Source organism: Pseudomonas sp. RL_5y_Pfl2_69 (assembly GCF_963970465.1).
GTDB lineage: Bacteria > Pseudomonadota > Gammaproteobacteria > Pseudomonadales > Pseudomonadaceae > Aquipseudomonas.
Map to the genome: position 1 here is coordinate 155,417 of NZ_CAXAOU010000002.1, position 26,906 is coordinate 182,322.

24 protein-coding genes and 1 pseudogene are annotated in these 26,906 nt (G+C 57.6%); 20 read left to right on the forward strand and 5 right to left on the reverse strand.

Annotation, left to right across the window (positions count from 1 at the left end; genetic code table 11):
- Positions 1-70: 70 nt before the first annotated feature.
- Entirely contained in the window at positions 71-1,615 is a 1,545-nt protein-coding gene (gene norR / locus AACY07_RS03950; RefSeq protein WP_339473526.1) for a nitric oxide reductase transcriptional regulator NorR, read from the reverse strand.
- Positions 1,616-1,768: 153 nt separating this feature from the next.
- Here norR and hmpA point away from each other — a divergent pair, with 153 nt between their 5' ends.
- From hmpA to cyoE, 7 genes are all read left to right on the forward strand, one after another.
- Positions 1,769-2,941, forward strand: coding sequence for an NO-inducible flavohemoprotein (gene hmpA / locus AACY07_RS03955; protein ID WP_339473528.1), 1,173 nt, complete (start codon positions 1,769-1,771; stop codon positions 2,939-2,941).
- 117 nt (positions 2,942-3,058) lie between these two features.
- Positions 3,059-3,568, forward strand: coding sequence for a disulfide bond formation protein B (locus tag AACY07_RS03960; RefSeq protein ID WP_046808694.1), 510 nt, complete (start codon positions 3,059-3,061; stop codon positions 3,566-3,568).
- Positions 3,569-4,376: 808 nt separating this feature from the next.
- Positions 4,377-5,315 carry a ubiquinol oxidase subunit II gene (cyoA, locus tag AACY07_RS03965; RefSeq protein WP_133078937.1) on the forward strand — a complete coding sequence of 313 codons (939 nt, stop codon included), beginning with the start codon at positions 4,377-4,379 and terminating at the stop codon, positions 5,313-5,315.
- Positions 5,316-5,318: 3 nt separating this feature from the next.
- Positions 5,319-7,343 carry a cytochrome o ubiquinol oxidase subunit I gene (cyoB, locus tag AACY07_RS03970; protein ID WP_019823753.1) on the forward strand — a complete coding sequence of 675 codons (2,025 nt, stop codon included), beginning with the start codon at positions 5,319-5,321 and terminating at the stop codon, positions 7,341-7,343.
- Positions 7,344-7,346: 3 nt separating this feature from the next.
- Complete coding sequence (locus AACY07_RS03975; RefSeq protein ID WP_037031938.1) at positions 7,347-7,970, forward strand: cytochrome o ubiquinol oxidase subunit III; 624 nt, start codon at positions 7,347-7,349, stop codon at positions 7,968-7,970.
- On the forward strand, positions 7,970-8,296 hold the full coding sequence (cyoD, locus tag AACY07_RS03980; protein ID WP_016779556.1) for a cytochrome o ubiquinol oxidase subunit IV: 327 nt from the start codon (positions 7,970-7,972) through the stop codon (positions 8,294-8,296). The genes AACY07_RS03975 and cyoD overlap by 1 nt, the downstream gene beginning before the upstream one ends.
- Before the next feature lie 11 nt (positions 8,297-8,307).
- Positions 8,308-9,195, forward strand: coding sequence for a heme o synthase (cyoE, locus tag AACY07_RS03985; RefSeq protein ID WP_133078939.1), 888 nt, complete (start codon positions 8,308-8,310; stop codon positions 9,193-9,195).
- Between the two features lie 81 nt (positions 9,196-9,276).
- On the opposite strand, the gene AACY07_RS03990 is transcribed toward cyoE, so the two are convergent.
- Positions 9,277-9,435 (reverse strand): hypothetical protein, encoded by a 159-nt coding sequence (locus AACY07_RS03990; RefSeq protein ID WP_339473531.1) that lies wholly within the window; start codon positions 9,433-9,435, stop codon positions 9,277-9,279.
- Between the two features lie 43 nt (positions 9,436-9,478).
- Between AACY07_RS03990 and AACY07_RS03995 the strand changes: the two are divergent.
- The 6 genes and pseudogenes from AACY07_RS03995 to AACY07_RS04020 form a co-directional block, all read left to right on the forward strand.
- A pseudogene (locus tag AACY07_RS03995) lies at positions 9,479-9,592 on the forward strand (IS110 family transposase); the annotation flags it as partial.
- A 469-nt stretch (positions 9,593-10,061) separates the two neighbouring features.
- A complete protein-coding gene (locus tag AACY07_RS04000; protein ID WP_339473532.1) occupies positions 10,062-10,529 on the forward strand; it encodes a hypothetical protein in 468 nt (155 codons plus the stop codon).
- A gap of 262 nt (positions 10,530-10,791) precedes the next feature.
- Positions 10,792-11,490 (forward strand): ABC transporter ATP-binding protein, encoded by a 699-nt coding sequence (locus AACY07_RS04005; RefSeq protein ID WP_339473534.1) that lies wholly within the window; start codon positions 10,792-10,794, stop codon positions 11,488-11,490.
- Positions 11,487-12,683 (forward strand): ABC transporter permease, encoded by a 1,197-nt coding sequence (locus AACY07_RS04010; RefSeq protein ID WP_445261349.1) that lies wholly within the window; start codon positions 11,487-11,489, stop codon positions 12,681-12,683. The genes AACY07_RS04005 and AACY07_RS04010 overlap by 4 nt, the downstream gene beginning before the upstream one ends.
- Positions 12,676-14,154, forward strand: coding sequence for a TolC family protein (locus tag AACY07_RS04015; RefSeq protein ID WP_445261350.1), 1,479 nt, complete (start codon positions 12,676-12,678; stop codon positions 14,152-14,154). The genes AACY07_RS04010 and AACY07_RS04015 overlap by 8 nt, the downstream gene beginning before the upstream one ends.
- Positions 14,141-15,403, forward strand: a complete 1,263-nt coding sequence (locus AACY07_RS04020) for an efflux RND transporter periplasmic adaptor subunit (protein WP_339473537.1) — start codon at positions 14,141-14,143, stop codon at positions 15,401-15,403. The genes AACY07_RS04015 and AACY07_RS04020 overlap by 14 nt, the downstream gene beginning before the upstream one ends.
- A 41-nt stretch (positions 15,404-15,444) precedes the next feature.
- Here the strand turns inward: AACY07_RS04020 and AACY07_RS04025 are convergent, their stop codons facing one another.
- Both AACY07_RS04025 and kdgR read right to left on the reverse strand, forming a co-directional pair.
- Positions 15,445-16,254, reverse strand: a complete 810-nt coding sequence (locus AACY07_RS04025) for a hypothetical protein (RefSeq protein WP_339473539.1) — start codon at positions 16,252-16,254, stop codon at positions 15,445-15,447.
- A gap of 160 nt (positions 16,255-16,414) precedes the next feature.
- Complete coding sequence (gene kdgR, locus AACY07_RS04030; protein ID WP_019823736.1) at positions 16,415-17,194, reverse strand: DNA-binding transcriptional regulator KdgR; 780 nt, start codon at positions 17,192-17,194, stop codon at positions 16,415-16,417.
- A gap of 212 nt (positions 17,195-17,406) precedes the next feature.
- On the opposite strand from kdgR, the gene AACY07_RS04035 reads away from it, so the two are divergent.
- The 6 genes from AACY07_RS04035 (at position 17,407) to uxuA (ending at position 24,867) form a co-directional block, all read left to right on the forward strand.
- Positions 17,407-18,408: a sugar kinase gene (locus AACY07_RS04035; protein WP_339473541.1), complete on the forward strand. Its 1,002-nt coding sequence runs from the start codon at positions 17,407-17,409 to the stop codon at positions 18,406-18,408.
- 4 nt (positions 18,409-18,412) lie between these two features.
- Positions 18,413-19,624, forward strand: coding sequence for a D-mannonate dehydratase ManD (gene manD, locus AACY07_RS04040; RefSeq protein WP_133079522.1), 1,212 nt, complete (start codon positions 18,413-18,415; stop codon positions 19,622-19,624).
- A 77-nt stretch (positions 19,625-19,701) separates the two neighbouring features.
- Complete coding sequence (locus AACY07_RS04045; RefSeq protein ID WP_339473544.1) at positions 19,702-20,736, forward strand: Zn-dependent oxidoreductase; 1,035 nt, start codon at positions 19,702-19,704, stop codon at positions 20,734-20,736.
- A gap of 206 nt (positions 20,737-20,942) precedes the next feature.
- Positions 20,943-22,223, forward strand: coding sequence for an MFS transporter (locus AACY07_RS04050; protein ID WP_339473545.1), 1,281 nt, complete (start codon positions 20,943-20,945; stop codon positions 22,221-22,223).
- Positions 22,224-22,234: 11 nt separating this feature from the next.
- A complete protein-coding gene (locus AACY07_RS04055) occupies positions 22,235-23,674 on the forward strand; it encodes a mannitol dehydrogenase family protein (RefSeq protein WP_339473547.1) in 1,440 nt (479 codons plus the stop codon).
- Positions 23,675-23,691: 17 nt separating this feature from the next.
- Positions 23,692-24,867, forward strand: coding sequence for a mannonate dehydratase (gene uxuA / locus AACY07_RS04060; RefSeq protein WP_326398438.1), 1,176 nt, complete (start codon positions 23,692-23,694; stop codon positions 24,865-24,867).
- 63 nt (positions 24,868-24,930) lie between these two features.
- Here uxuA and AACY07_RS04065 read toward each other — a convergent pair whose 3' ends face one another.
- Positions 24,931-25,818 carry an SDR family oxidoreductase gene (locus tag AACY07_RS04065; protein ID WP_339473549.1) on the reverse strand — a complete coding sequence of 296 codons (888 nt, stop codon included), beginning with the start codon at positions 25,816-25,818 and terminating at the stop codon, positions 24,931-24,933.
- A 118-nt stretch (positions 25,819-25,936) separates the two neighbouring features.
- On the opposite strand from AACY07_RS04065, the gene AACY07_RS04070 reads away from it, so the two are divergent.
- Positions 25,937-26,854, forward strand: coding sequence for a LysR family transcriptional regulator (locus tag AACY07_RS04070; protein ID WP_339473551.1), 918 nt, complete (start codon positions 25,937-25,939; stop codon positions 26,852-26,854).
- Positions 26,855-26,906 lie beyond the last annotated feature (52 nt).

The window sequence follows — 26,906 nt, forward strand, 5'->3', positions numbered from 1 at the left end:
ACCACCGCTTAGGGCCGCTGCGCAGCCCATCGCAGCCTCGTACCTCGTCAGCGACTACAGGTTCAGCGGCTTACTTGAGGCCCAGTCGTTTGGCCATGCGCCCCAGATTCGCCCGGTCCAGGCCCAACTCCCGCGCAGCACTGGCCCAGTTGTGTTGATGGCGTTCAAGGCAGGCGCTGATCAGCTGGCGCTGGTAGTTCTCTGTCGCCAGGCGCAAGTCGCCAATGGTCTGCGGTGCGCCCTGAGGCTCAATCACCGCAGCGCTTGGCGGGGTCGTTGGCAAGTCCAGGTCGGCGGCGGTCAGGGTCAAAATGCGTGGTCGCGTGCTGCAACTGCCCAGGGCTTTAAGGGCGCTGCGGCCAATCAAGTGCTCCAGTTCGCGCACATTGCCAGGCCAGGAATACTGCACCAGTGCAGCTTGCGCGTCCGGGCTCAGGCGCAGGCTGCCAAGGCCCATGCGCGAACGGTTTTGTTCCAGGAAAAAACCGCTCAACAACAGCACATCCCGCCCGCGCTCACGCAATGCCGGCACCCTGATCGGGTAAACGCTCAGGCGGTGATAAAAGTCCGCCCGCAGGCGCCCGCAACGCACTTCTTCGGCCAGGTCGCGGTTGGTTGCCGCGATCAGCCGCACGTCGACCTGATGCTCCTGATCCGAGCCCAGGCGCTGCAACTGCCCGCTTTGCAGCACCCGCAGCAACTTGGCCTGCACGGTCAGTGACAGCTCGCCCACTTCATCCAGAAACAGGGTGCCACCGTTGGCCAGTTCGAATTTTCCGCGCCGGTCATTGGTTGCCCCGGTGAAGGCGCCGCGCACATGACCGAACAGTTCGCTTTCAACCAGGGTGTCGGGCAGGGCGGCGCAGTTCAGGCTGATCAGCGGTTTATCCGCCCGTGGCGAGGCGGCGTGAATGGCCTGTGCCACCAGCTCCTTGCCGACACCGGTTTCGCCGGTGATCAGCACCGTCAGGTCACTGCCGCCCACCAGGGCGATTTCTTCAAGCAGGCGTTTGTGAATCTTGCTCTGGCCGATCAGCTCTTTATTGGGTGAACCGTTGGCCTGTCGATAGAGTTCTGCTTTCTGTTGTTCATCTTCCACCCGCAATGCCAGGCGCTCGATGCGTTGAGCCACGTTGACCGTGGCTGCGGCCAGACTGGCAAAGGCCTGCAGGTCGTCCAGCTCGATCGGCTCAAAGCGTTTTGGGTCCAGAGCATCAAGCGTCAGCAGCCCCCAGGGACGCTCGTCCACGAATAGCGGGCAGCCCATGCAGTCGTGAACCTCCAGGTGCTCCGCCAACCCGTCTACCAGCCCGTCATAGGGATCTGGCAGTTCGCAATTACTGGGGAAGCGTGTCGGGCCGGGGCTGGCGAGCAGTGCTTCAAAACGCGGGTGCTCGCTGACTTTAAAGCGTCGCCCCAGGGTATCCAGGCTCAAGCCGTCGACCGCCAGCGGCACCAGCCATTCACCGTCCAGGCGCAGCAGTGCCGCCGCATCGCAGGGGAGCAGGGCGCGCAAGGCTTGCAGCAGGCGTCGATAGCGTTCGCTTTCGGGCAGATCGCGGGACAAGTCCGCCACAAGCGGTAGCAAGGTGGTGAGTAGCAGTTTTGCAGTCATTTTGACCTCGTATAGTCGTTATGACTATAAATCAGATTGAGTCAAAATGACTATATGTGTTTTAAGTCATTGATTTTAAACGGTTTAAATGTTGGCACGAAAGCTGATAGGTAAAGGGTAATTGTTAAAGCCTACGTGCTCAGGAGTTACCTTATGCTTACTGCTCAGGATCGTGCCATCGTTAAATCCACCGTGCCATTGCTGGAAAGCGGCGGTGAGGGGCTGATCACTCATTTCTATCGCATGATGCTGTCGGAGTACCCGCAGGTGCGCTCGCTGTTCAACCAGGCCAACCAGGCCAGTGGCGACCAGCCCCGTGCATTGGCCAACGGCGTATTGATGTATGCACGGCACATCGACCAGCTCGACCAGTTGGGCGATCTGGTGGCCAAGATCATCAACAAGCATGTTGCGCTGCAAATCCTTCCTGAGCATTACCCGATTGTCGGCAGCTGCTTGCTGCGGGCGATTGAGGAAGTTCTGGGCAGCGATATCGCGACCCCTCAAGTATTGAGTGCCTGGGGCGCGGCCTATAACCAGCTGGCCGATATCCTGATCGGTGCCGAAGCCGCCATCTACGACGAAAAAGCGGCTGCCCCCGGCGGCTGGCGCGGCGGGCGAGCGTTCAAGCTGGCGGCCAAGATCCAGGAAAGCGCTGAGATCACCTCGTTTTACTTCCGTCCGGTCGATCAGCAGCCAATCCTTGAATTTGCTCCGGGTCAGTACATCGGCCTCAAGCTGATGATTGATGGTCAGGAAGTGCGCCGCAATTACTCCCTTTCTGCGCTGGCCCAGGTCGGTCGCTACCGCATCAGCGTCAAGCGCGAGAGCGGCGGGGTCGTCTCCAGCTTCCTGCATGACCGGATGAACGTAGGCGACACCCTGGAACTGTTCCCGCCTGCGGGCGACTTCACCCTGACCGACAGCGAAAAACCGCTGGTGCTGATCAGCGGTGGCGTGGGTATTACGCCGACCCTGACGATGCTTGAGGCTGCGTTGGCGACTCAGCGTGCGATTCACTTTATCCACTGTGCCCGCAATGCCGATGTGCACGCCTTCCGCACCTGGGTAGATGAACTGGCCGATCAGCACCCTCAATTGCAGCGTTTTTACTGCTACGACGAGCAGGGCGAATCTGCAAATCATGTAGGGCTTTTGACTGAGGAAGTGCTGGCGCAATGGCTACCGCAAGAGCGCGACCTGGATGCATATTTCCTGGGGCCCAAAGGCTTCATGGGGGCGGTCAAGCGTCACCTCAAAGCACTGGGTGTGCCTGAGGAGCAAAGTCGCTACGAGTTCTTCGGCCCGGCGGCAGAGCTGAAGTAACCTTAATCCCCCATTAATCCCCTTGCGCGACCTTTCCGGTAACGTTCAGATACATCCAGGCATCAGGTCTGGGTGTAAACTGCGCGGCTTACACACAATCAGGCTAAGGGACGCGGGATGACGAATGACATGTTGCAACTGGGCCGGGAGAAGCGCTTCCTGGTTCTGCTCGGGCTGATTTGCCTGGCGCTGATCGGCGGCGCCCTTTATATGCAGATCGTGCTCGGCGAGGCGCCTTGCCCGCTGTGTATCCTGCAGCGCTATGCCCTGCTGCTGATCGCGATCTTTGCCTTTATCGGCGCCGCGATGCCTACCCGGCGCAGCCTTACGGTGCTGGAAGTGCTGGTGGTGCTGAGCGCCATTGGTGGAATCGCCGCTGCCGGACGTCACGTCTATATCCTGGCCAACCCGGCAGTCAGCTGCGGTCTTGACGCGTTGCAGCCGATTGTCGATGGCTTGCCGCTGGCGGCGATCTTCCCGCTGGGGTTTCAGGTGGACGGCTTTTGCTCAACCCCTTACCCGCCCGTGCTCGGCCTGTCGCTGGCGCAGTGGGCGCTTGTGGCCTTTGTGATGACTGCCGTGCTGGTGCCTCTGGGCATTTACCGCAACCGTCAAAAAGCCAGCTAAGCAAAGCGTTAAATTTGGCATGAGGCGCCTCGTTCTTCCTCTGGATGTGCGGGGCGTTTTTTTGTCCGCGCACAAATGTAAAGAGGGTGTTATCCGGGGGGCGAAAATGGGTGCGCAGCACTGCGACATATTGTCACGGAGAGTTTGTCGCAGGGCGTGTCTTCGTCTGACAGACGGTCTTTTAAACGTATGACTTCGTGTAACGGCTCTGAGGCGTTTTGACGCTGATGACGGGGTTGAAAAGTACGTGGCGAGACTCAACGCAAATCGGCTGTAGCCCTTTTTATTTGGGCGTTCAGGAGGGGTAGGGGGGGGGGTTGTCGTGCGCTAAAAAGGGGCGTTGAAATCGAGGGGTAATGGCGTGCTACAGCCACGAGTAAGGGGGGTGTCAAAGCGCGGGGCGTAATAATAGGTAGGGATTGTTACCGGTGCCGAGATGAATTATTTCCGGATGAGACATGGTTTATAGAGAGCTACCTAACTACAATCGCCCGCACTGAACGTCCAGCCTGCTCATCCCTGAGCCAAAGCGGGAAGTTGAAGGCCGACTGGGTTGTTCAATACAGGCGTCCCATGCGACTCCCAGGTACTGGCAACCCTTCTAAGTTCCGCACCAAATGGAATTGGTCGACAAGGCCATTGACCACGTATCGAATAAGAAATCACTGCTAACCCGGAATTTGCCCGTTCGCCTGATGGTGATAGAGCAGGCTTTTATTCAATTCCGGAAAAGAGCCAACCCTTGGCAGGGCGAAGTGTTGGCGAAAAAAACCAACTGCATTGTGCAAGCTGTTTTAGAGGTCGTGAGATGACTAAAAAAAGGTACCCCAGACTCCTTGGCTTTTTGCCACTTTTCGGCATGTTGCTGCTGGGAGGTTGCAAATGGACACTACTGGATCCGGTGGGGCAGGTCGGGGTCGAAGAGCGTAATCTGATCATCACTGCAACATTGCTGATGCTTCTGGTCGTAGTGCCGGTCATCATTATGACCCTGGTTTTCGCATGGAAATACCGTGCGTCGAACACCAGCGCTACCTACACACCGAAGTGGTCGCACTCCACCAAGATCGAAGTTGTGATCTGGACCGTGCCGATTTTGATCATCATCGCCCTGGGCGTGATCACCTACAAATCGACCCACGCGCTGGACCCGTATCGTCCGCTCGAATCTGACGTCAAGCCGATTACCATCGAAGTGGTGGCAATGGACTGGAAGTGGATGTTCATCTACCCGGAACAGGGTATCGCCACCGTCAACAAGATCGTGTTCCCGGCCAATACCCCGGTCAATTTCCGTATCACCTCTGACACGGTCATGAACTCGTTCTTCATTCCGGGCCTGGGCGGTCAGATCTACGCCATGGCCGGTATGACGACCAAGTTGCATCTGATTGCCAACCGCAACGCTGAAATGGAAGGCATCTCTGCCAACTACAGCGGCGCTGGTTTCACCGGCATGAAATTCAAAGCGATCGCGACTACTCAGGCTGACTTTGATGCCTGGGTCAGTGAAGTCAAAGCATCACCTAAACAGCTTGACCAAGCTGAATACGAAGCCTTGAGCAAACCAAGCCAGAACAACCCGGTTGAGCTGTTCTCCTCGTACACACCGAACCTGTTTCAGAAAATCGTCGACAAGTACGAAGGTATGACGCCAGGCAAGCCGGTCAAGCACGAGAAGAAAGAAGTAGCCGTGATCGATGGCGTGGACACAAGTTCGCATTCAGCTGCCGGGGCAGAGGAGTAAACGATGTTTGGTAAATTAAGTTGGGAAGCGGTCCCGTTCCACGAGCCGATTGTCATGGTCACCATTGCCATGATCGCGCTCGGTGGTCTGGCGCTGTTTGCGGCAATCACCTACTTCAAGAAGTGGACTTACCTGTGGACCGAATGGCTAACGTCAGTCGACCACAAGAAAATCGGCGTGATGTACATCATCGTTGCCATGATCATGCTGCTGCGCGGCTTTGCCGACGCCGTCATGATGCGTACCCAGCTGGCCATGGCCACCGAGGGTTCGCCTGGCTACCTGCCACCTGAGCACTATGACCAGATCTTCACCGCTCACGGTGTGATCATGATCATCTTCATGGCGATGCCATTCTTCACCGGCCTGATGAACCTTGCAGTGCCGCTGCAGATCGGCGCCCGTGACGTGGCCTACCCGTTCCTGAACTCCCTGAGCTTCTGGCTGCTGGTGTCCGGCGTTGTGCTGGTCAACCTGTCCCTGGGCGTCGGCGAATTCGCCAAGACCGGCTGGGTTGCTTATCCGCCGCTGTCGGGCTTGCAGTACAGCCCTGGCGTGGGGATGGACTACTACATCTGGGCACTCCAGCTGTCGGGGCTAGGTACGACGTTAACCGGGGTTAACTTCCTGGCGACCGTACTGAAAATGCGCGCTCCTGGCATGAAGCTGATGGACATGCCGATCTTCACCTGGACGTGCACCTGGGCAAACGTTCTGATCGTGGCTTCGTTCCCGATCCTGACCGCTACCCTGGCGCTGCTGACACTTGACCGCTACATGGATTTCCACATTTTCACCAATGAACTTGGTGGCAATCCAATGATGTACGTCAACCTGTTCTGGGCGTGGGGTCACCCTGAGGTATACATCCTCATTCTGCCGGCGTTCGGTATCTTCTCCGAAGTGATCTCCACGTTCACCGGCAAGCGTCTGTTCGGTCACCACTCGATGGTCTACGCCTCCGGCGCGATCTCGGTATTGGGCTTCATGGTTTGGCTGCACCACTTCTTCACCATGGGTTCGGGTGCAAGCGTCAACGCCTTCTTCGGTCTGGCGACGATGCTGATTTCGATCCCGACAGGGGTCAAGCTATTCAACTGGCTGTTCACCATCTACCAGGGCCGTCTGCGCTTCACCAGCCAGGTTCTGTGGACCCTGGGCTTTATGGTGACCTTCGCTATCGGCGGCATGACCGGCGTACTGCTGGCCATCCCGGGTGCTGACTTCGTACTGCACAACAGCCTGTTCGTAATTGCTCACTTCCATAACGTGATCATCGGCGGCGCGGTATTCGGTTACATCGCAGGCTTCAGCTTCTACTTCCCTAAAGCGTTCGGCTTCAAACTGAACGAGAAGTGGGGCAAGGCAGCGTTCTGGTTCTGGTGCGTCGGCTTCTTCGTAGCCTTCATGCCGCTCTACGCGCTGGGCTTCATGGGCATGACCCGTCGTCTGAACGCCAGCACCAACCCTGAGTGGGTGCCTTACCTGTACGTTGCTCTGTTCGGCGCAGCACTGATCGCTATCGGTATTGCCTGCCAGCTGATCCAGCTGTACGTCAGCGTGCGTGACCGCAAGCTGCCAGAGAACGCCTGCGAGCACGGCGATCCGTGGAATGGCCACACCCTGGAATGGTCGACTTCGTCGCCACCTCCGTTCTACAACTTCGCTGTAGTACCACGAGTCGACACTATCGACGCGTTCACCGAAGCCAAGGAAAACGGTACTGCGTACAAGGCCCCGGCCAAGTACTCGCCGATCCACATGCCTAACAACACCGCAACTGGTGTGTACATGGGTGCTTTGCTGACCGTGTTCGGTTTCGCAATGATCTGGCACATCTGGTGGTTGGCTATCGTTGGCCTGGTCGGCACTGTCGTGGTCTTCGTTGCCCACGCTGCCCGTGATGACCAAGGCTACATGGTGCCGGTTGAGACCATCGAGCGTATCGAGGCTGAGCAGCACAAGCGTCTGGTAGCCGCCAAAGCAATCCCGGCTTCCCGTGTTGAAACCAAGTTGGAACAGGCTTAAACCATGTCGAACTTAGCGACCACTGCTGGACACGCTCATGGTCACGACCATGAGCACGAGGAACACCACGACGCGGGCGAGACAACCATATTTGGTTTCTGGCTTTACCTGATGACCGACTGCATTTTGTTCGCGTCGATCTTCGCGGTATATGCAGTTCTGGTTAACAACGTAGCGGGTGGCCCGTCGGGCCACGACATCTTCGAGCTGCCATACGTACTGGGTGAAACTGCCCTGTTGCTGTTCAGCTCGATCACCTACGGCTTCGCCATGCTGGCGTTGTTCAAGGGCAAGAAGCAGCAAGTGCTGTTCTGGCTGGGCATGACCTTCCTGCTCGGTGCAGGCTTCATCGCCATGGAAATCAACGAGTTCCACCTGTTGATCTCCGAAGGCTACGGCCCTAGCCGTTCGGGCTTCCTGTCCGGGTTCTTCACCCTGGTAGGTACCCACGGTCTGCACGTGACCAGCGGTCTGATCTGGATGGCGATCATGATGTATCAGGTGCAGAAAAATGGCCTGACTTCGACCAACAAGACCCGTCTGAGCTGCCTGAGCCTGTTCTGGCACTTCCTGGACGTGGTCTGGATCTGCGTATTCACCGTTGTTTACCTGATGGGGACTTTGTAATGGCTAACGCACATTCCGACGGCGCCAATCATGGCAGCGTGAAGTCCTATGCAATCGGCTTCATCCTGTCGGTGATCCTGACCGTTATTCCGTTTGGGCTGGTGATGTATCCATCGCTGCCAAAATTCACCACGCTGGCGATCGTACTGTTGTTCGCCGTGGTGCAAGTAGTTGTTCACCTGGTGTACTTCCTGCACCTGGACCGCTCGCCTGCTCAACGCAACAACGTCACGGCGCTGGTGTTCGCGGCCCTGGTTATTGTGCTGCTGGTGGGCTTGTCCCTGTGGATCATGTTCAGCATCCACACTGAAATGATGGCGAAGTGAGGTAAGACCCGATGTCCTTTAAGCACTTTATCCAAATCACCAAACCGGGGATCATTTTCGGTAACGTGCTTTCTGTGGCAGGCGGGTTTTTCCTGGCCTCGAAGGGGCATTTCGATCTTGCCCTCTTCCTGGCCGCGGTAATCGGCACCTCCCTGGTGGTAGCGTCCGGTTGTGTGTTCAACAACTGCATCGACCGCGACATTGACATCAAGATGGACCGCACCAAGAACCGCGTATTGGTCCAGGGTCTGATCTCCCTCAAGGTGGCACTGGTTTACGCCACCTTGCTGGGGGTCGCCGGCCTTGCCCTGCTGTATCGCGTAGCCAACCCGCTGGCGGCTCTGTTCGCAGCGATCGGCTTTGTGATCTACGTCGGTCTGTACAGCCTGTACTTCAAGCGCAAGTCGGTTCACGGCACGCTGATTGGCAGTCTGTCGGGTGCGATGCCACCGGTTATCGGCTACGTCGCAGTGAGCAACAGCTTCGACATGGCCGCACTGACCCTGCTGGTGATGTTCAGCCTGTGGCAGATGCCGCATTCCTACGCCATTGCGATCTTCCGCTTCAACGATTACCTGGCTGCATCGATTCCGGTGTTGCCAGTGAAGCGCGGGATCAAAGTTGCCAAGAAGCACATCCTGCTCTACATCCTCGCGTTCCTGATCGCGACCCTGATGCTCACCCTCGGCGGTTACGCTGGCATGAGCTACATGGCCGTGGCTGCTGCGATGGGCATGTACTGGCTGTACATGGCGTGGACGGGCTACAAGGCTGTCGACGACAAGGTCTGGGCACGCAAGCTGTTCGTGTTCTCGATCTTCACCATTACCGCACTGAGCGTCATGATGTCCCTGGATTTCAAAGCGCCCGCCGAGTTGCTGCTGACTTACGCGCATTGATTTAGCCAGACCCGAAAAACCCCGCCTTCGCAAGAAGAGCGGGGTTTTTTTATGCCGGTGTGAAACCTTGTGAAGCCGGGCTCACGCAGTCCGCAGCTTGCCCGCCGGTAACATCGTCAGCGCACTGGCCAGCCCGGCTGCAATCCCGTAAGGGCGCAACACACTGAACAACAACCCGCTCGCCAGCAAGTAACCGCCGGAACAGATCACCAGCGACCAGCGCAGGGCATTGACGCCCATCCGCGGGGTCAGATGAATGCCGCGCTGCGTCGTGGTGATGGAGGCCTCGCGTTCCTCGATGCTTTTGGTTGCGCCCCAAACCGAATCCCGGCAAACCCTCTCCGTGCTGCACCGGAGGCGCGAGACGCTGGTGCACGAGCGCACCAAAACGGCTAATCACTCCAATGTAGTGGCGTGAGCCTTGGCCAATAAGCTGGAGCGTATCGCCTAGGCGATAGCGGCCCACCCTGCGCAATACGAAACGGGTGCAGTCCATTTTAAGCGGACGCGATAGTCCTTAAATGCGCCAGCGAAGCTCATCTCCCAAGTCGTTCAAAGCCCAGGTTGTTCAGGAGTGCCTGCAACGCTGCCAGCGTTTGTTCCGGTATAGGCTGCGCCGAAAAGACCCGCTGAAGCCTCGACGATCGTCGAGCTGTCATTTGGCGAGCAAACCACCACGGTGAAATAGCGGGTCTTCCGATCCTGGGGGCTGCGCCCGCTTTCTCCGTGGACTTGCCGTGGTTTTTTGCCCTACATATCGGTCAGATTTTACTTGCATATATCCATACGGTGAGATGATCAAATTGACGTTCTTGGTTGCAGTCTATGAACTAAGTCAATGACTACTCTAAATATAGGTAAGCATGATGATTAATCGATCTTTTAGGTTGGCCTTGGTTGCTTGTTCGCTTGCGAGCAGCGCTATGTTTGTCAGTGTTTCTGCGAATGCTAACTCTAATTTGATAACCAAAGAGTTTGCGCTTGGTTGTAGCAATGGTAATTTTGTTGGGCGTGCGTCTGGTATATATACTATAGACCCAAAAACGCGTGCCGTTTCGGCGCATATACAAAAGTACAAAATCACAAGGTTAGGGCTTCAGAACGGTGGTAATAAAGCCAATCTTAATATGGGCATGAGCAATTCGAGTAGTACCGTCGCTATGGGTGTTTACTCGCTGGATAACTTGAGGCAGGACGACTGGTGGCGTGAGGTGGCTTTGAGCAGGTGGTTGACTCGCGTTCCAGGCTATCCGGTTAGTGTTGGTATTGAGTTTGTTTTTGATAAGTCTGGGGCGGATCCGAAGTGCAAGGCTTCTAAAGTACTTACTCTGTAAGTTATTTATGTCTGTGCGGGCAGTGCTGATGACTGTCTGCGGATAGTGCAGTGGCTGCGCGCTCTTGTCGGTGTGAAGTCACCCGCAGGTGCGCGCGGCTTGAAAAGTAAAATTTCTTGCTGTTGTTATGTGCATCTAAAGAGATTGCTTGATGTTTAAATTCTAGTGATTACGTTCTCCTGCCATGCAGTTGTCGTATTCGCGTGCTCTCCCTCTCCTGGGCTAACAACGAGTCACTGTTTTTAAAGGGTTAATGGTTGTCATGGATAATTTGATATGTATTTCTATGAAAGGTATCAGTAAAAGTTACCGTCATGACGCAAAGACCCTTCAGGTTATAAAGCATGTCGACTTTCAGGTGGGTGCGGGAGAAACTTGCGCTATTGTTGGGCCGTCTGGCTCAGGTAAAAGTACGCTTCTGAGTATTATAGGTTTACTGGATTTTCCTGATGAGGGCGACTATCTACTGATGGGGCATTCAGTTGCAAATGCTCAGAGTGATGAGCTGGCAATGCTTAGAAAGTTAGAAATAGGATTTATTTTTCAGAATTATAATTTAATTGCCCGCTTGAGTGTTCTGGAGAATGTGGCCTTACCGCTCCGCTATAGGGGGGTTGATCGTGCGCGCGCTCTAGAACAAGCCATGCAGATGTTAGACAGGGTTGGTATGGCGGATCGTGCCCGCTTCAAACCTGCCGATTTGTCAGGGGGACAAAAGCAACGAGTGGCGATTGCACGCGCGCTCATAGGTCAACCCTCCTTGATTCTTGCCGATGAACCGACGGGTAGCCTGGACAGTGAAACTGCCCGTGAAATACTTGAGTTATTGTTGTCGATACAAAAAAAACAACGGGTCACGTTGTTGATTGTGACCCACGACAATCAAGTTGCGCATCTGATGCAAAAAAAAATCAGGGTGCGTGGTGGCAGGGTTGAGGAGATGGGAACATCCGTCCTTTGAGTACGTTAATAATGCTCCCATTGAATCAGGCTGTTGAAGATGCACTTGACAGTTTTCGCACATTGTCCAGACGTTCGGCCTTGGCGCTTCTGGGTATCGTAATAGGCAGCGCCTCCATTGTTGCGATCATCAATATCGGGCACAACGCGGGACTCGATGCGGCCTCTATATTTCAGGGTATGGGGACCGATACGTTAGTCGCACAGTTGCCGGATAAAGAGGAAGCGCAGGTGTCGTTGCTCTCTATAGATGCTGCGAAAATCGAGGGGTTGGATCTCCCAGGGCTGCGGATAACACCGACAGTATTAGCCTCCATCAGCCTGGTGTTTAATAATCGTTCAGTCAATGCCCGCCTTGTCGGTACCGAGTCTTCTTTATTTGATGTGATCACGCTATCGTTACTTAAGGGGCGATTCCTGCATGAGTTTGATCGTGAAGAAAACGTTGTTGTTCTCGGTCATCAAGTCGCCGTCTCGTTGAGTGAGGCCGGTTCTAGAATCCAAGTAGGTGATTGGCTTAATATCAATAACTACTTGTTTAAGGTTGTGGGTATTTTGAAATCGAAGACGAACTCGATTGTCAGTCCTGTTGTTGTCGACGATTCGGTCTTTATACCGTTGCATGCTATTTCCCGAGTAGAAAGCCAGACCGCGCTGCGTGATCTGATTGTCCGTGTTTCTCCCCCACTCAATATTGAAATTGCTGCCCTGCGGTTACATGATCAGTTGGCCCGTGCTTTTGAATTTCGTTCAGTTCAAATCATGGTTCCACAACAGATAATCGAGGGTATGAACCGCCAAAATAGAACGTTCCATTATCTGTTGATTGCACTCGGTGCTATTGCTCTGGTGGGCGGCGGTGTGGCTGTTATGAATGTTATGTATATGAACGTTTCCGAGCGACGTGTTGAAATCGGTTTGCGGATGGCTATTGGCGCTCGCCGCCAGGACATACGCAATCTGTTTCTAATCGAAGCGCTCGCGCTCAGTACGCTGGGTGCTGTGTTGGGTGCGGGCGTGGGTATAGCGCTGGCCTGGCTGTATGCCGTGATATCGGGGTGGGCATTTGAGTTGGCGATGCTGTCCATCCCGTTGGGTGTTTTAAGCACGTTACTGGTCGGCGTTTTCTTTGGGTTGAAACCTGCAATTGCGGCTTCGCGCCTTACGCCTGTAGAGGCGCTCCGTGATGATTAAATTAGCGGTTGTTACAAGCGCTGCGTGCTGTGTTTTGATCTTGTCGAAACAGCTGGCAGCCGCCCCGGCTCGAGTCGACGCCAGCGTGCCGCACCAGAGCGAGTTGCGCAGTGACTTGTTGAGTCAGCACTCCATCGATCTGTCCCTGGCTGAAGCTGTTTCGTTGGGCCTGCGCCGCAACTACAGCATCCGCAACCTCAAGCTCCAGCGTTTGCGGGAGAAGTTCGATTTGCTCGTGGCAGATGACCTGTTCAACCCAAAACTCAAGCTCAGTGGTACTCACCGGCTATCCAGGGGCAGCGTCGACAGCAGTCGCTCTACTGGCATTACGCCCAAGGTGAGCCTGCTGGGTGAGTATGGGACCAACATTGATCTGAGCTGGAACCAGCAGCTCAATGCCACGAAAAATTCGGGTGACATCAGCAGTGATGGCCTGGGGCTGACGTTGACTCAACCGTTGCTCAGGGGGGCAGGTAAAGAAGTCACGACGGCACCCTTGCGCCTGGCCAAATTGACCGAGCAAGTCAACCAGTTGAATGTGAAGGCGAGCGTCTCCAAAACCCTGTACGACATCATCGCGGCCTACCGTACGCTGATGAAATCCCAGACTCAGGTAACGCTTGCTATGGAGGCGCTTGGTCGGGCCGTCTCGCTGCTCAATATCAACAAACAGCTGATTGGTGCGGGTCGAGTAGCGGAGTTTGACGTTGTCCAGATCGAGGCGGATATCGCGACACAGGAGTTGGCGGTAGAAGAGGCGAAAAATCAGTTGGAGGCGAGTCGATTAGTGATGCTCAAGCTGTTGGCACTCGATCTGGAGACGCCTGTGCGTGCCAGTGACACCCTGCAAGTGACTCGGCTTGATATTGATCAGGCGACTGCGCTGAAAGTGGCGCAGGCCAGGCAGCCGCAATACCTGGCGACACTGTTACAGAGCGAACAGGCATCGATCAACTTGTTGGTCGCGCAAGACCGGGGGCGTTGGGATGTGTCGTTGGTGGCAGGCGTCAATCAGCAACGGGACAATCACAGCATCAATGGCTCCAATCGGACGTGGGACAGTTACACAGGTCTGAAGCTGGAGATTCCTATTGGAGATATCAGCATCCGCCAGGGCAAGGTCAATGCCCAGACTCTGGTTGAGCAGCAGCAGTTGTATCAGGAGGAGGCGCTTATCGATTTGAAGCGTCAGATCACCGATTCCGTTCGGGGCCTGAACACTCTTTGGCGTCAGCTTGAAATTTCCCAGCGGGTCATGGACCTGTCCAGACGCAAGCTGTCCATCGAGAACGACAAGTTGAATGCTGGCCGATCCAGCAACTTTCAAATCATCAGTTTTGAAGCCGACTTACGTGCGGCTGAAGATGCCAATTTGAGCGCGAAGATTTCATATCTGGATGCCAGAGCCCAGCTGGATGTGCTGCTGGGCGTGATGCTGGAGAGCTGGGAGATATCACTTGAGAGTTTTTGATCGGTCCAATGCCCTGGCGGGGCGCTGGAAGTATTTTGCAGCTTTGGGCCTGCTGCTGACCTTGGCCCTGGTTTTGCTCCTGCCGGCGACCCCGGACGGCCCCGTTACCTGGGTGGCGGTCAGTAGTCAGAAGCTGGAGCATGAAATCGGCCTGGTCGGCAAAATCGAACCGGTTGAGACAACCATCATCACTGCTCCTTTTGAAGGTTTTGCCTTGGCCAATGAGTTGCGGCCCGGTATGCAGGTCGAACAGGGGCAGGCATTACTGTCGCTCGATACGGCGCTGCTAGAAATCAAGGTCAGGGATGCTCTGGCCAACAAACTGAAAATGCAGCAGGCCTTTGAAGTCTACGAGGCATGGGCGACGGGGCAGCAGATGATGCGAGCCAGGCAAGCGCTCAGAGTGGCCGAACTGTATGCGGGCAGTCTTGAAGTTGAGCTTTCTCAGGTCGAGGAGCTGTATCAAAAAGGTATTGTTCCGCGTAACGAGCGCGATGCCTTGAAGCAGCAACATAACCTGCAGTCGCTTGAGCTGACGGCTGCCAAAATCGAGCTCAAGCATGTGCAGGCAGCCGGCAAGGGTGAGGCCAGAACCATTGCCGATATGGAGTACCAGAATGCATCCATCGCCCATCAACAGCTAAGCGCCTTACTGGAACACAAGACGCTCCATGCTCCGTTTTCGGGTGTTGTGTTGTCCCTTGGGGCGCCGCAGTCGACAGCGGGCGAAGCGGGGGGGCTGCACCGGGGCGTTCTTTTGGCTACAGGCCAGCAGCTCATCAAGCTGGGCAACTTGAAAGGTCTCAAGGTTGTTACCCAAGTGGCGGAGTCGGACGTGAACAAATTTGTCCTGAACCAGGACGTAGCTATAGCCGGCGATGGCTTTTCGGGGCGGCAACTCAGTGGTTACGTCAGCGCCATCAGTCAGTTGGCCGTTCAGGATGACAACGCTGGTAGTGCTGCCAGATTCCCGGTCACCATCACCGTAAATGCCCCCGAGGCTGGCGATTTCAAAAATGTCCGGTTGGGCATGAGTGTCCACATGACCATCGTGACATACCGCAACGAGAACAGTTTCATCATCCCCCACGCAGCCGTGGAACAGGCCGGTGATGCCATGTTCGTAGAGCACCGTGAAAACCTGGACGCGCCAGTGGTGCGGCGGGAGGTCACAATTGGCCAATCCACTGCCCAAGGGGTTGAGGTGTTCGGGCTGACCTCCGGGTTTGTGAGTGTGAGAAGCCTGTGAGAACAGAGCGCTTCACACGGCCCCTTTTGCTCGCGATGGCATCACTCGGAATCTGACGTCGCAGGGGTCTTGAGTCCGGCTTTCCAGGGCGAGTACTCGATTCTGTGGAATGCGCTGCCTATCCCTCTGGCGTTGGGTTCAAAGCCCGGCATGGTGCTCAGGTTCATTTGCTTGCAGCGCTGGACCAGGCTGGCAAGCAAGGTATCGTCCTGCTTGAACTCAGCGGGACGCAGGGCATGGGGATCCAGACTGGCCGCACATTCCAGCACCTTGCCTGTGCTGTCGCTCATCATCATGAGCGTGGCGACACCGATGCTGTCGATGGGCAGCGGGGCAAGCAAGTGCTTGAACAGAAAATCGTTTTGCGCCTTGTCCAGCAACGCTGCCGCGCGATGTTCGCGTTCTTCGGCACTGAGCCCGGTGAGGGGATAAACCGCGACCGGAGCGACGACTTTAGCCGTTCTGGTCCTGGTACTGATCAGTGATGAAGGCAGCTCGGGGAACACCGCGGTCCAGCAGATTGACACCAGATCGGTCGCCAGTGTGCGGTTGTAGGGGTAGATCCGGTTATCCAGTTTCGTGTTGGGTTGAGTGTCGCAACCGATGATGCGGTTCTTGTCGTCAACGGTGATCACCAGGTTGAAGCTGCCATTGCGGCCCTGGGCGTTAGCCAGATCAGCCTCTCGGGCAAGCACCTTGCTGATCAGCTTTTCATAAACCCCGCGTTGCAGGGCCTGCTCCTTTTCCTGGGCTGGGGTGAGCCTGGACGGTTTGTCCGGGGCGCGGGTGCTGGATTGGCAGCCAGCCACCAGGAGGGCGGCAAGGACGAGGGGGAATGAGGGTTTTAACATGACGATCCTTGTGCGAGAGGCAGGCCGGGTAGAGTCCTTGCCGACTTTTAAACGGCGGGCAGTTTATCGCATTCAAGGAGCTTGTTGCAGTTGGGTTTTATTCGCGTTAGAGGCAAGTGCTGCACTTTCCTGCGCAGCGCAGCAGCCCCTTGCTTCACCCTTACGGATGCCAGCCCAACTGGCTTGAAACCTGCTGCGAAGCCACCATCAGCTGCTTCACATAGTCCTGTTTCAGTTCTTCGCGAAAGCGAAAGCACGGGAACGACACGCTCATGCCGCCAATCACATGGCCGAAACGGTCGCGGATGGGAGCTGCGAGGCAACGCATGTTGTCTTCGAATTCTTCATGGTCTTCGCCATAACCCTGCTCGCGAACCAGCGCCAGTTCCTGCAGGTAGGCGTCGATGCTGGTGAGGGTGTTGGCGGTGCGCCGCTCGAAGCTTTCTTCACGCAGGAGAGCAAGCAGCTCGTCTTCTTCCAGCCAGGCCAGCAGTACCTTGCCGATGCCGGTGCAGTACAACGGCGCCCGGCGTCCGATGCGCGAGTACATGCGCAAGTTGTATTTGGAGTCGATCTTGTGCACGTAGACGATGCTGCCTTCGTCGAGGATGCCCAGGTGCACGGTCTCGCCAGTCAGTTCGTTGATGCGGCGCATGCCAGGTTCGGCTTCGCGCACGATATCCAGATGTGGCAGGGCCTGGGCCCCCAGCTCGAACAGCCGCACGCTCAGGCGGTAGCGGTCTTCCGCATCCTGAACCACATAACCACGCGCCTTGAGTGACTGCAAAAAGCGATAGACCGTGCTCTTTGACATGTCCAGCTTCTGTGCAATTTCGGAAACGCCACTCTCTTCCGGGTGTTCGGCCAGGGCTTCAAGCACAGCCATGGTCCGGCCGACGGCAGAGACGAGTTCGTTGTTCTGGGTGGTGCTGTTGTCCATGAAGGCTCCAACGCAATTTAAAAAAACAAGGATATACCGTAGAGAATCGAAACGCTGTTTCATTTTTCTTGACGGTGTTCGGATTTTGATTAAACTCGGCCTCAAGCGAAAAAATGAAACGCCGTTCCAAAAATAATAATCAGCTCGACGCACTGTCACTCTCTGGTGCCTGTGTCGACGCAAAGCGACCCATAAAAACAAGGCGCGCAGAGATGACGGTAACCCTCGGGCATTGCCCACAGGCCAATTTGACCCAGCCCCTGCGGGTGGCACTGGTGGGCGAGTGCATGATCGAGATGCGCGGCCAGCCGGGTGCCGTGTTCAGCCAGACCTTCGGTGGCGATACGCTCAATGCGGCGGTGTACTTGTCCCGCCTGGGCGCTGGCAACGGAATTGTTGCCGACTATGTAACCGCCATTGGCGCGGACGCTTTCAGCACGGCCATGCGTCAGTTGTGGCGCGATGAAGGTGTCGGCGATCAGCATGTGCGGGTGATCAAGGATGCGCTGCCGGGCCTGTACTTCATTCAGACCGATGACCAGGGTGAACGCCGTTTTGCCTACTGGCGTGGCGAAGCCGCCGCCCGGCGGGTTTTCGACGGGCCTGAGGCGGATGCCGTACTGCGTGCTCTGGCCGATTACGACTATGTCTACCTGAGCGGCATCAGCCTGGCGATCCTTACCCCCGGCGGCCGCGAACGCCTGATGCTGGCCCTGCGTCTGGCCCGCGAGAGCGGCACGCGCATTGTCTTCGACAACAATTTCCGCCCCCATTTATGGTCCGATGCGCCTTCAGCGCGCCAGGCATACAGCGACATGCTGCGCCTGACCGATCTGGCCCTGATCACCTGGGAAGATGACGCCGCGTTGTTCGGTTATGCCGATCACGAGGCCTTGTTTCGCGCTTATGCCCAGTTTGGGGTGGGCGAAGTGGCACTCAAGCGTGGTCCGGATGCGTGCTTGATCCAGTGCGCCGCCGGCCGTTTCGAGGTGCCCGCCGAGAAGGTGCAGCGAATCGTTGATACCACGGCGGCAGGCGACTCATTCAGTGCGGCTTACCTTGCCTGCCGCTTGCAAGGCGGTACGCCACAACTGGCCGCGCGCTGGGGGCACCAGCTGGCGGCGGAGGTGGTGCAGCACCCCGGCGCACTGATCCCCGCAGCCGCCATGCCGAACCTGCACATGCCTGTCTTTTCTTCTGTCGCCGAGGCCTGAACCTATGAAGATTGTTGAAGCGCGCGTGATTGTTACCTGCCCGGGTCGCAACCTGATCACCCTGAAAATTGTCACCGATTCCGGGGTCTACGGCATCGGCGATGCCACCCTCAATGGCCGCGAAATGGCAGTCGTTGCCTACCTCGAAGAACACGTGCTGCCCGCGCTGATCGGGCGGGATGCCCAACGCATCGAAGATATCTGGCAATACCTGTATCGCGGTGCCTACTGGCGCCGTGGCCCGGTCACCATGACCGCGATTGCCGCTGTCGACGTGGCGCTGTGGGATATCAAGGCCAAGGCCGCCAATATGCCCCTGTACCAGTTGCTTGGCGGCAAGAGCCGCGAGCGGGTCATGGTGTACGGGCATGCCACCGGCAAGGACATCGAAGGTTGCCTGGACGAAGTCGCCCGTCATGTTGAACTGGGCTACAAGGCGGTGCGTGTGCAATGCGGTATACCCGGCATTGCCACCACCTATGGCGTAGCCAAGCGCAGCGGCGAACGCTATGAACCAGCCGACAGCGACCTGCCAGCAGAGCATGTGTGGGACACCGCCAAATACCTCAACCATGTGCCCAAGCTGTTTGCCGCCGTGCGCGAGCGCTTTGGTGACGACCTGCACATCCTGCATGACGTCCACCATCGCCTCACGCCGATTGAAGCGGGACGCTTGGGCAAGGCGGTGGAGCCGTTCAATCTGTTCTGGCTCGAAGACTGTACGCCGGCCGAGAACCAGGAAGCCTTCCGTCTGATCCGCCAGCACACCACCACACCGCTGGCCGTGGGCGAGGTGTTCAACTCGATCCACGACTGCCGCGAGCTGATTCAGGAGCAGTTGATCGACTATATCCGCGCCACCCTGGTTCACGCGGGAGGCATCACTCATGTACGGCGGATCGCTGATTTTGCCGCGCTGTATCAGGTGCGTACCGGCTTTCATGGCGCCACCGACCTGTCGCCGGTGACCATGGGCGCGGCGCTGCATTTCGATACCTGGGTGCCCAATTTCGGCATCCAGGAGCACATGCCTCACGACCCGCTGACCGATGAAGTCTTCCCCCATGCCTATCGCTTTGAGGACGGTCATTTCACGCCAGGTGAAACACCGGGCCATGGCGTCGACATCAACGAAGAACTGGCGGCCAGATACCCCTACAAACGCGCCAGCCTGCCGGTCAATCGTCTGGAAGACGGCACGCTCTGGCACTGGTAATACCGCTTAAAAGCTTATTGCTCGACTGTTTAATAACTATAAAAAACGGGGCGTCATGCCCTGGCAGGAGTTACCCGATGAAAGCGTTTCAAGTAAGAGCTCCCTTTGAGTTCGGCCTGGCCCAGGTCGACGCCCCTCAACTGGCGCGCAATGAGGTCAAGGTCGATGTGGCCTATGCCGGTATCTGCGGCTCTGACCTGCATATCATCCACGGCCAGAACGCTTTTGTGCGCTTCCCGCGGGTAACCGGCCATGAGTTCTCCGGAGTGGTCAGCGACGTGGGTGCGGATGTGGCCCAGATCAAGGTCGGTGATCGCGTGTGCATCGACCCGGTGATCAGCTGCGGCACCTGCTACCCCTGCCGGATCAATCGCCCCAACGTCTGTACCAAGCTGCAAGTGATCGGCGTACACCGTGACGGCGGTTTCAGTGAGCAGGTCTGCGTGCCGGCGAGCAATGTTCATCGCTTGCCGGACGGCATGTCACTCAGCCATGCGGCTTTAGTGGAGCCGTACTCCATCGCCCTTAACGTGCTTGACCGTATGCAGCCGCAGCCGGGTGACAGCCTGCTGATTTACGGCGCTGGTGTGATCGGCCTGACCCTGGTGCAAATGGCGCGGGCACTGGGCCTGACCGACATCACCGTGACCGATGTGATTGTCGAACGCCTTGAAACCGCCCGTGCCTTTGGGGCCAGCCGCACCCTGAACGGCAAGGACGTGGACGTCGAAGCGACGATGCGCGAATTGACCGCTGGCGAAGGTGTGCCGCTGATTGTCGACGCCGCTTGCATTCCCGCATTGATGCCGCAAATGGTGCGCATTGCCTCAGCGGCGGGGCGTATCGGGCTGCTGGGGTTCAGCACCACGCCAACCGATCTGGTGCAGTTGGAAATGATCAAGAAAGAACTGACCCTGGTGGGTTCGCGGCTGAACAACCGCAAGTTCGCCCGGGTGATCGAGTTGATCGCCAGCGGCAAATTGCAGGTTCAGGAAATGATCAGCCACCGCATCCACTTCGATGAAATGCCGCAGGCGATCGCCTTGATCGAGAACCATCCCGAGCAGACGCGCAAGGTGCTGGTTCAACTCAACCCCAAGGAGATCTTGTAGCAGTTGCCGCAGGCTACGTTCGGTTGCGCAGCAATCGTAAATCCAGGGTCCCTGGTTTGCCTGATACACCGGGGAACCTGACCTTGCGACAGCTTCGCTGCCGGACGCAGCCTGCGGCAGCTGCTACGAGTTTTGCGTACCGCACACAGTTTCACGTGCTCCCAGCGAGCACCCTCACCGAATAAAACAACAAGCGGGAGGTTCCAATGTTTGGTCAAGGTCGTACCTTAGTCATCATCATGCTGTTCCTGGCAGGCGTTATTAACTACCTGGATCGCTCGGCATTGTCCGTCGCCGCCCCCTTCATCCAGAAAGACTACGGTCTGACCACGGGTGAGATGGGCATGATCTTCAGTAGTTTCTTTGTCGGTTATGCGGCATTCAACTTTATCGGCGGCTGGGCGGCCGACCGCTACGGCGCAAAAACCACGCTGCTGCTGGCCATGGTGCTGTGGTCGCTGTTCAGTGGCCTTACGGTGCTGACCGTGGGCTTTATGTCGCTGGTGTTTATCCGCATCCTGTTCGGCATGGGTGAAGGCCCGCTCAGCGTGACCACCAGCAAGATGGTCAACAACTGGTACACCCCCAAGCAGCGGGCGCGGGCACTAGGCTCGTCCATGTCCGGTACCCCTTTGGGGGGTGCGATTTCCGGGCCGGTAGTGGGCTTTATCGCCATCAGCTACGGCTGGAAAGTGTCGTTTATCATCATCATGCTGATTGGCCTGGTATGGGCCGCGGTCTGGTACAAGTTCGTCAAGGACAAGCCAACCGGCAAAATCGCTGAAGAGATCGCTCAGGGCGAAGGCCAGAGCGAGTTGGCGGCCCAGCCGGTTCATCCATTGCGCTACTACCTCAAGCAACCGACAGTACTGTTCACTTCGCTGGCGTTCTTCTCGTACAACTACACGCTGTTCTTCTTCCTTACCTGGTTCCCCAGCTACCTGACCATGGCTCACGGCCTTAACGTCAAGGAGATGAGTATCGCCACGGTTATTCCTTGGGTACTGGGCTTCCTTGGCCTGGCGTTGGGCGGCTTTATCTCCGACTTCGTGTTCAAGAAAACCGGGCGCATGATGTTTTCGCGCAAGGTAGTGCTGGTGACCTGTCTGTTGGCGTGTGCCGTGTGCATCGGCTTTGCCGGGATCGTCAAAACCCTGTATCCGGCGGTCGCGCTGGTGGCGCTGGCGGTGTTCTTCCTGTACCTCACCGGTGCCATTTACTGGGCAATCATCCAGGACACGGTGCCTGCCGCCCGCGTCGGTGGTGTCAGCGGCTTCATGCACTTCCTGGCCAATACCTCGGGCATCATCGGCCCGACCCTGACCGGTTTTCTGGTGCAGTTCACCGGCTCGTTCACCAGCGCCTTCCTGCTGGCGGGGGTGCTGACCATCATCGGTGCAGTGTGTGTGGCGCGCTATGTCAAACCGCTTCCGGTCATCGATGACGCCCTGCCGCCAGCGGGCAGCGTCTTGCCTGCTTCGGCGTGAGGAGAAGGTCGATGCCTGTCGTTGAACGAGTACCTTCGGTGGCCACAGCGGCTGATATCGGGATTGTGCACCTGGGCCTGGGGGCGTTTCATCGCGCCCACCAAGCGGTCTATTTGCAGCGCCATCTCAATCGCCACGGTGCAAGCCCGTGGGGGGTGTGCAGTGCCAACTTGCGCTCCAATCGCACGCTGGTGGAGCAACTGCGCGAGCAGCAATGCCGCTATACGGTGGCTGAATACCGTGACCGCGAACAGGTGACATTGCGCGATATCAGGGTAATGCGCGAAGCCCTGTATGTGGGTGATGGCGGTGAGGAGCTGCAGCAACTGTTGCAGCGTATGGCCGACCCGCGCACGCGGATTGTCACCCTCACTGTCACCGAAAAAGGCTACTGCCTGAACCCGGCTACGGGGCAGTTGCGCCTGCAGGATCCGGCGATTGTCCATGACCTTGCCCGTCCGCAGACACCGCGTACGGCACCGGGAATTGTGCTGGAGGCCTTGCGCCGCCGACATGCGGCAGGCATCCCGGCTTTTACCGTGCTGTGTTGCGACAACATGCCGGATAACGGTCAGCGTACCCGTCAGGCCGTTATGGGGCTGGAGGAGCCAGGCAGCGAGCTGGCGCAGTGGATCGAGCAACAGGTGGCGTTTCCCGGTTGCATGGTCGACCGCATCGTTCCGGCCATGGACGCGCAGGCGTTCAGCGGTCTGCAGCAGCTCGGCTGCCAGGACCCCGCGGCAGTGGTGTGCGAAAGCTTCAGCCAGTGGGTGATCGAGGACCACTTCCCTCAGGGCCGCCCCGACTGGGAAGTGGAGGGCGTACAGATGGTCGATGATGTGCGGCCGTTCGAAACCATGAAGCTGCGCATGCTCAACGGCAGTCACTCGTTACTGGCCTATATCGGCTTGCTTGCGGGGTACGAGACGGTGTTCGACGCGATCAGCGATCCTGATCTGCTGCGGTTTATCCAGTGTTACATGGGCGAGGAAGCAGCGCCGACCCTGTCCATGCCCGCGGGTATTGATACCGCAGGTTACGCCCGTGATCTTTGCGCGAGGTTTGCCAACGACAGCCTGCAGCATCGCCTGCGCCAGATCGCCATGGACGGCTCGCAAAAACTGCCGCAGCGGTGGTTGCAAGGCGCGCAGCAGCTGCTTGATGCGGGGCGTGACATTGACTGCATCGCATTGGGGATTGCGGCCTGGATCCACTACTGCACGCAGCCTTTGCCGCACGTCGTTGATGACCCGCTAAACGCCGTTTTCGCCGACGTGGCGGGCAGCCTGGAAGGTGCTCAGCGAGTCGACGGGTTTCTTGATCTGCAGCAGGTATTTGCGGCCGAACTGTCGGCGCGTCCAGCCTTTCGTGATGCGGTTCACCGCGCGTACAGCGCCATTGAACACACAGGCATGGCTGGCCACTTAAAAAACTTTGCAGCACACAACTAACAAGAAGGGAGATAGACATGGAACAGACTTGGCGCTGGTTTGGCCCCCAGGACCCGATTTCGCTGGCAGATGTGCGCCAGACCGGAGCGACCGGCATTGTCACTGCATTGCACGACATCCCCAATGGTCAGGTATGGCCAGTGGCAGCGATTGCCGCACGCAAGCAAATGATTGAAGACGCCGGCCTGACCTGGTCGGTGGTGGAAAGCATTCCGGTGCATGAGGACATCAAGCGCGGTTGTGGCCGTCGTGACGAGTACATCGCCAACTACCAGCAGAGCGTGCGCAATCTGGCGAGCTGCGGCATCGATATTGTCTGCTACAACTTTATGCCCGTGCTGGACTGGACCCGTACCGACCTGGCCTGGGAGATGGAAGATGGCGGCTGGGCGCTGCGTTTCGACCAGACCGCCTTTGCCGCTTTCGACCTGTTTATCCTCCAGCGCCCGGGAGCACAGGCCGAGTACAGCACTGACGATATCCAGCAGGCCCAGGCCTATTTCGACACACTCACCCCCGAGCAGAGCGAGAAGCTGGTCAACACCCTGATTGCGGGCCTGCCGGGTGCCGAAGAGCATTACACGCTGGAAGATTTCCGCGCCTTGCTGCGCACCTACGCCGATATTGACGAAGCGAAATTGCGCGAGCATCTGGGGCATTTCTTGCGTGAAGTGATCCCGGTCGCGGAAGAGGCGGGAGTGCGCATGGCCATTCACCCGGACGATCCACCGCGGGCGCTGCTGGGCCTGCCGCGTATCCTGTCCACCGCGGCAGACGCGCAATGGCTGCTGGATGCTGCGCCAAGCCCGGCCAACGGTCTGACCTTCTGCACCGGCTCCTATGGCGTGCGTGAAGACAATGATCTGGTGGCGATGGCCAAACAGTTTGCGCCCTTCATTTACTTCACCCACCTGCGCTCGACCCGCCGCGAAGCGGATCCGCGCAGCTTCCACGAAGCTCATCACCTGGGTGGCGATGTGGACATGGTCGGGGTGATTGGTGCGCTGGTTGCTGAGGACCTGCGTCGTGAACGTGAAGGCGGCCCGCGCTTGCCACTACGCCCGGACCACGGCCACCAGTTGCTCGATGACCAGCACCGCAAGAGCAACCCCGGCTATTCGCTGATCGGTCGCCTCAAAGGCCTGGCCGAGATTCGCGGGGTTGAACTGGCGATGCGTCAGCAACTGGCGTAACGCCCTGCGGCCTGCATCACAGACCCTTTAGCCGCTGCCTGTACCAGCGGCTAAAGGGCTGTATCAATAGGCAAATACCTTGCGGTGCTTTTGCACAAAGTCTTCCCAGCGCACCGGCTGGCGGCCCGTGATTTCGAAGAAGTTGTCAAAGGTCTCGTCGGCCCCGGGAATCTGCCCGGCAGCCATGCGTGCGAAGTTGTCTTTTACGCACGTCATGTAGGCCATTTCGGCTCCGGCTGCGCGCATATTGTCCAAAAATACGTCAGGTGACTGGGCGTTGTAGCTGAACGGCTGCTCCAGCACCCGGGTCATGATGGCCGCGATATCGCCATAGGATTGCACGTCGTACCCCAGGCGGTAGGTCTGGCCCCCATGTTTGGCCGGGTTGAGCAGTGCTTGTGCGGCTACTCGGGCAACGTCTTCGCCATCTACCCAACTGAATGGCGTATCACCGGTGTATTGCTCGATGACCCCGGCTTTTACGGCCTGGGTGCCATCGTAGCTGAGCAGGTTTTGCATGAAACACTCGGGCCGCAAGTGGGTGAACGAAAAGCCCGACCATTCAATATAGCGCTCCACGAACTGGTGCCAGGCCCAATGGCCGATGGTGGTGTCGTCACGCCCGCAGGCGCCCAGATGCACCATGTGCTGCACCCCGGCATGTTTTGCCTGATCGAGAAACGCCTTGCTCTGGCGCAGCATGTCCACGGTATAGCCGGTCACGAGCAGGGCGCGATCGATGCCTTGCAGCGCCGGGGCCAGAGTCTCTTCTTTATCGAAGTCCAGGATCACGGTGCGAATGCCCTGGTCTTCAAAGGGCTTGGCCTTGGCGGGGGAGCGTACTGCCGCGACCAGCGTGATGGTGTCGTCGGCCATGAGGTTGCGCAGGGTGTCGCCGCCGATCTGGCCCGTGGCGCCGGTGATTAGAACGGTGGGTTTGTGCGAGGTCATAAAAAGTGCCTGATGCTTGGGTAAGGGCTTGGCGCCAAGCTTACTGGGGAAGTGCAGGCGTATTTGCGATACATTCTATCGAATGAGATGAACTGAATTCACTAATGGCGGGGCGTGCATGTTTTCTTCCGAGCGCTTGAAGGGTATCGATGTCTTTGTCTGTGTTGCGGATTCAGGCAGTTTCAGGGCAGCTGCCGAGCGCTTGAACCTGACCGCTTCGGCGATCAGCAAGGCCATCGCACGCCTGGAAAACAGGCTTGGGGTACGTGTGTTTCAGCGCTCCACCCGGCGCTTGGCATTGACTGATGCCGGGGCGGCATTCTATCGCACGTGCACCGGGGTGCTGGCCGAGCTGGAAGAAGCCGAGCTGGCCATGCAGGCGGATAATGCAGAGCCGCAAGGCAGGATCCGCATCGACTTGCCTGCAGCCTTTGGGCGGTTGCAGGCGTTGCCGGTCATTTTGCAGTGTGTCCAGAAACATGCCCTGTTGATGCCGCACATTTCGTTCTCGGACCGCTTTATCGATCCGGTCGAAGAGGGTGTGGATATCGTCGTGCGGGTGGGTGGGCCGGATATCTGGCCTGCTGCGCTGGAACACCGTTTTCTGGGCCGTGAGCGCCATGTGTTCTGTGCCGCGCCAGCTTATCTGAGCATTCACGGCACGCCTTTGACCGACCGCGATCTGGAGCATCACCAGTGTGTGGCCTATGGGCGGGCCGACGGCACGGTCAGCCCCTGGAACTTTGCAGGCAGCCGCCCCGGAGACATAGAGCGCCGGGTGATGCCCGCCAGGTACATCGTAGGAGATGGGGAAGGGCAAGTGATGACGGTGCTGGCGGGGTGCGGCATTGCCCAGTTGCCCACCTGGCTGATCAAGCAGCATCTGGCCGAGGGTTCATTGGTCGAAGTGCTGCCCCACCTGGCGAGCGAAGGTTTGGCGATCAATCTGGTGTGGCCAAAAAGCCGTCAGGCATTGCCCAAAGTCCGTGTTTTGCTGGATGCCCTGGCAGCAGGGTTGATGCCGTTGGCGGATTAATGTTGGGGTTGCACTCGCCCTGTGGGAGCGGGCTTGCTCGCGATTGGATCAC

Excerpts from the sequence above, each read along its gene's own strand:
- norR (WP_339473526.1), bottom strand. The coding sequence starts at position 1,615 with ATGACTGCAAAACTGCTACTCACCACCTTGCTACCGCTTGTGGCGGAC.
- hmpA (WP_339473528.1), top strand. The coding sequence starts at position 1,769 with ATGCTTACTGCTCAGGATCGTGCCATCGTTAAATCCACCGTGCCATTG.
- AACY07_RS03960 (WP_046808694.1), top strand. The coding sequence starts at position 3,059 with ATGACGAATGACATGTTGCAACTGGGCCGGGAGAAGCGCTTCCTGGTT.
- cyoA (WP_133078937.1), top strand. The coding sequence starts at position 4,377 with ATGACTAAAAAAAGGTACCCCAGACTCCTTGGCTTTTTGCCACTTTTC.
- cyoB (WP_019823753.1), top strand. The coding sequence starts at position 5,319 with ATGTTTGGTAAATTAAGTTGGGAAGCGGTCCCGTTCCACGAGCCGATT.
- AACY07_RS03975 (WP_037031938.1), top strand. The coding sequence starts at position 7,347 with ATGTCGAACTTAGCGACCACTGCTGGACACGCTCATGGTCACGACCAT.
- cyoD (WP_016779556.1), top strand. The coding sequence starts at position 7,970 with ATGGCTAACGCACATTCCGACGGCGCCAATCATGGCAGCGTGAAGTCC.
- cyoE (WP_133078939.1), top strand. The coding sequence starts at position 8,308 with ATGTCCTTTAAGCACTTTATCCAAATCACCAAACCGGGGATCATTTTC.
- AACY07_RS03990 (WP_339473531.1), bottom strand. The coding sequence starts at position 9,435 with ATGGGCGTCAATGCCCTGCGCTGGTCGCTGGTGATCTGTTCCGGCGGT.
- AACY07_RS04000 (WP_339473532.1), top strand. The coding sequence starts at position 10,062 with ATGATTAATCGATCTTTTAGGTTGGCCTTGGTTGCTTGTTCGCTTGCG.
- AACY07_RS04005 (WP_339473534.1), top strand. The coding sequence starts at position 10,792 with ATGGATAATTTGATATGTATTTCTATGAAAGGTATCAGTAAAAGTTAC.
- AACY07_RS04015 (WP_445261350.1), top strand. The coding sequence starts at position 12,676 with ATGATTAAATTAGCGGTTGTTACAAGCGCTGCGTGCTGTGTTTTGATC.
- AACY07_RS04025 (WP_339473539.1), bottom strand. The coding sequence starts at position 16,254 with ATGTTAAAACCCTCATTCCCCCTCGTCCTTGCCGCCCTCCTGGTGGCT.
- kdgR (WP_019823736.1), bottom strand. The coding sequence starts at position 17,194 with ATGGACAACAGCACCACCCAGAACAACGAACTCGTCTCTGCCGTCGGC.
- AACY07_RS04035 (WP_339473541.1), top strand. The coding sequence starts at position 17,407 with ATGACGGTAACCCTCGGGCATTGCCCACAGGCCAATTTGACCCAGCCC.
- manD (WP_133079522.1), top strand. The coding sequence starts at position 18,413 with ATGAAGATTGTTGAAGCGCGCGTGATTGTTACCTGCCCGGGTCGCAAC.
- AACY07_RS04045 (WP_339473544.1), top strand. The coding sequence starts at position 19,702 with ATGAAAGCGTTTCAAGTAAGAGCTCCCTTTGAGTTCGGCCTGGCCCAG.
- AACY07_RS04050 (WP_339473545.1), top strand. The coding sequence starts at position 20,943 with ATGTTTGGTCAAGGTCGTACCTTAGTCATCATCATGCTGTTCCTGGCA.
- AACY07_RS04055 (WP_339473547.1), top strand. The coding sequence starts at position 22,235 with ATGCCTGTCGTTGAACGAGTACCTTCGGTGGCCACAGCGGCTGATATC.
- uxuA (WP_326398438.1), top strand. The coding sequence starts at position 23,692 with ATGGAACAGACTTGGCGCTGGTTTGGCCCCCAGGACCCGATTTCGCTG.
- AACY07_RS04065 (WP_339473549.1), bottom strand. The coding sequence starts at position 25,818 with ATGACCTCGCACAAACCCACCGTTCTAATCACCGGCGCCACGGGCCAG.
- AACY07_RS04070 (WP_339473551.1), top strand. The coding sequence starts at position 25,937 with ATGTTTTCTTCCGAGCGCTTGAAGGGTATCGATGTCTTTGTCTGTGTT.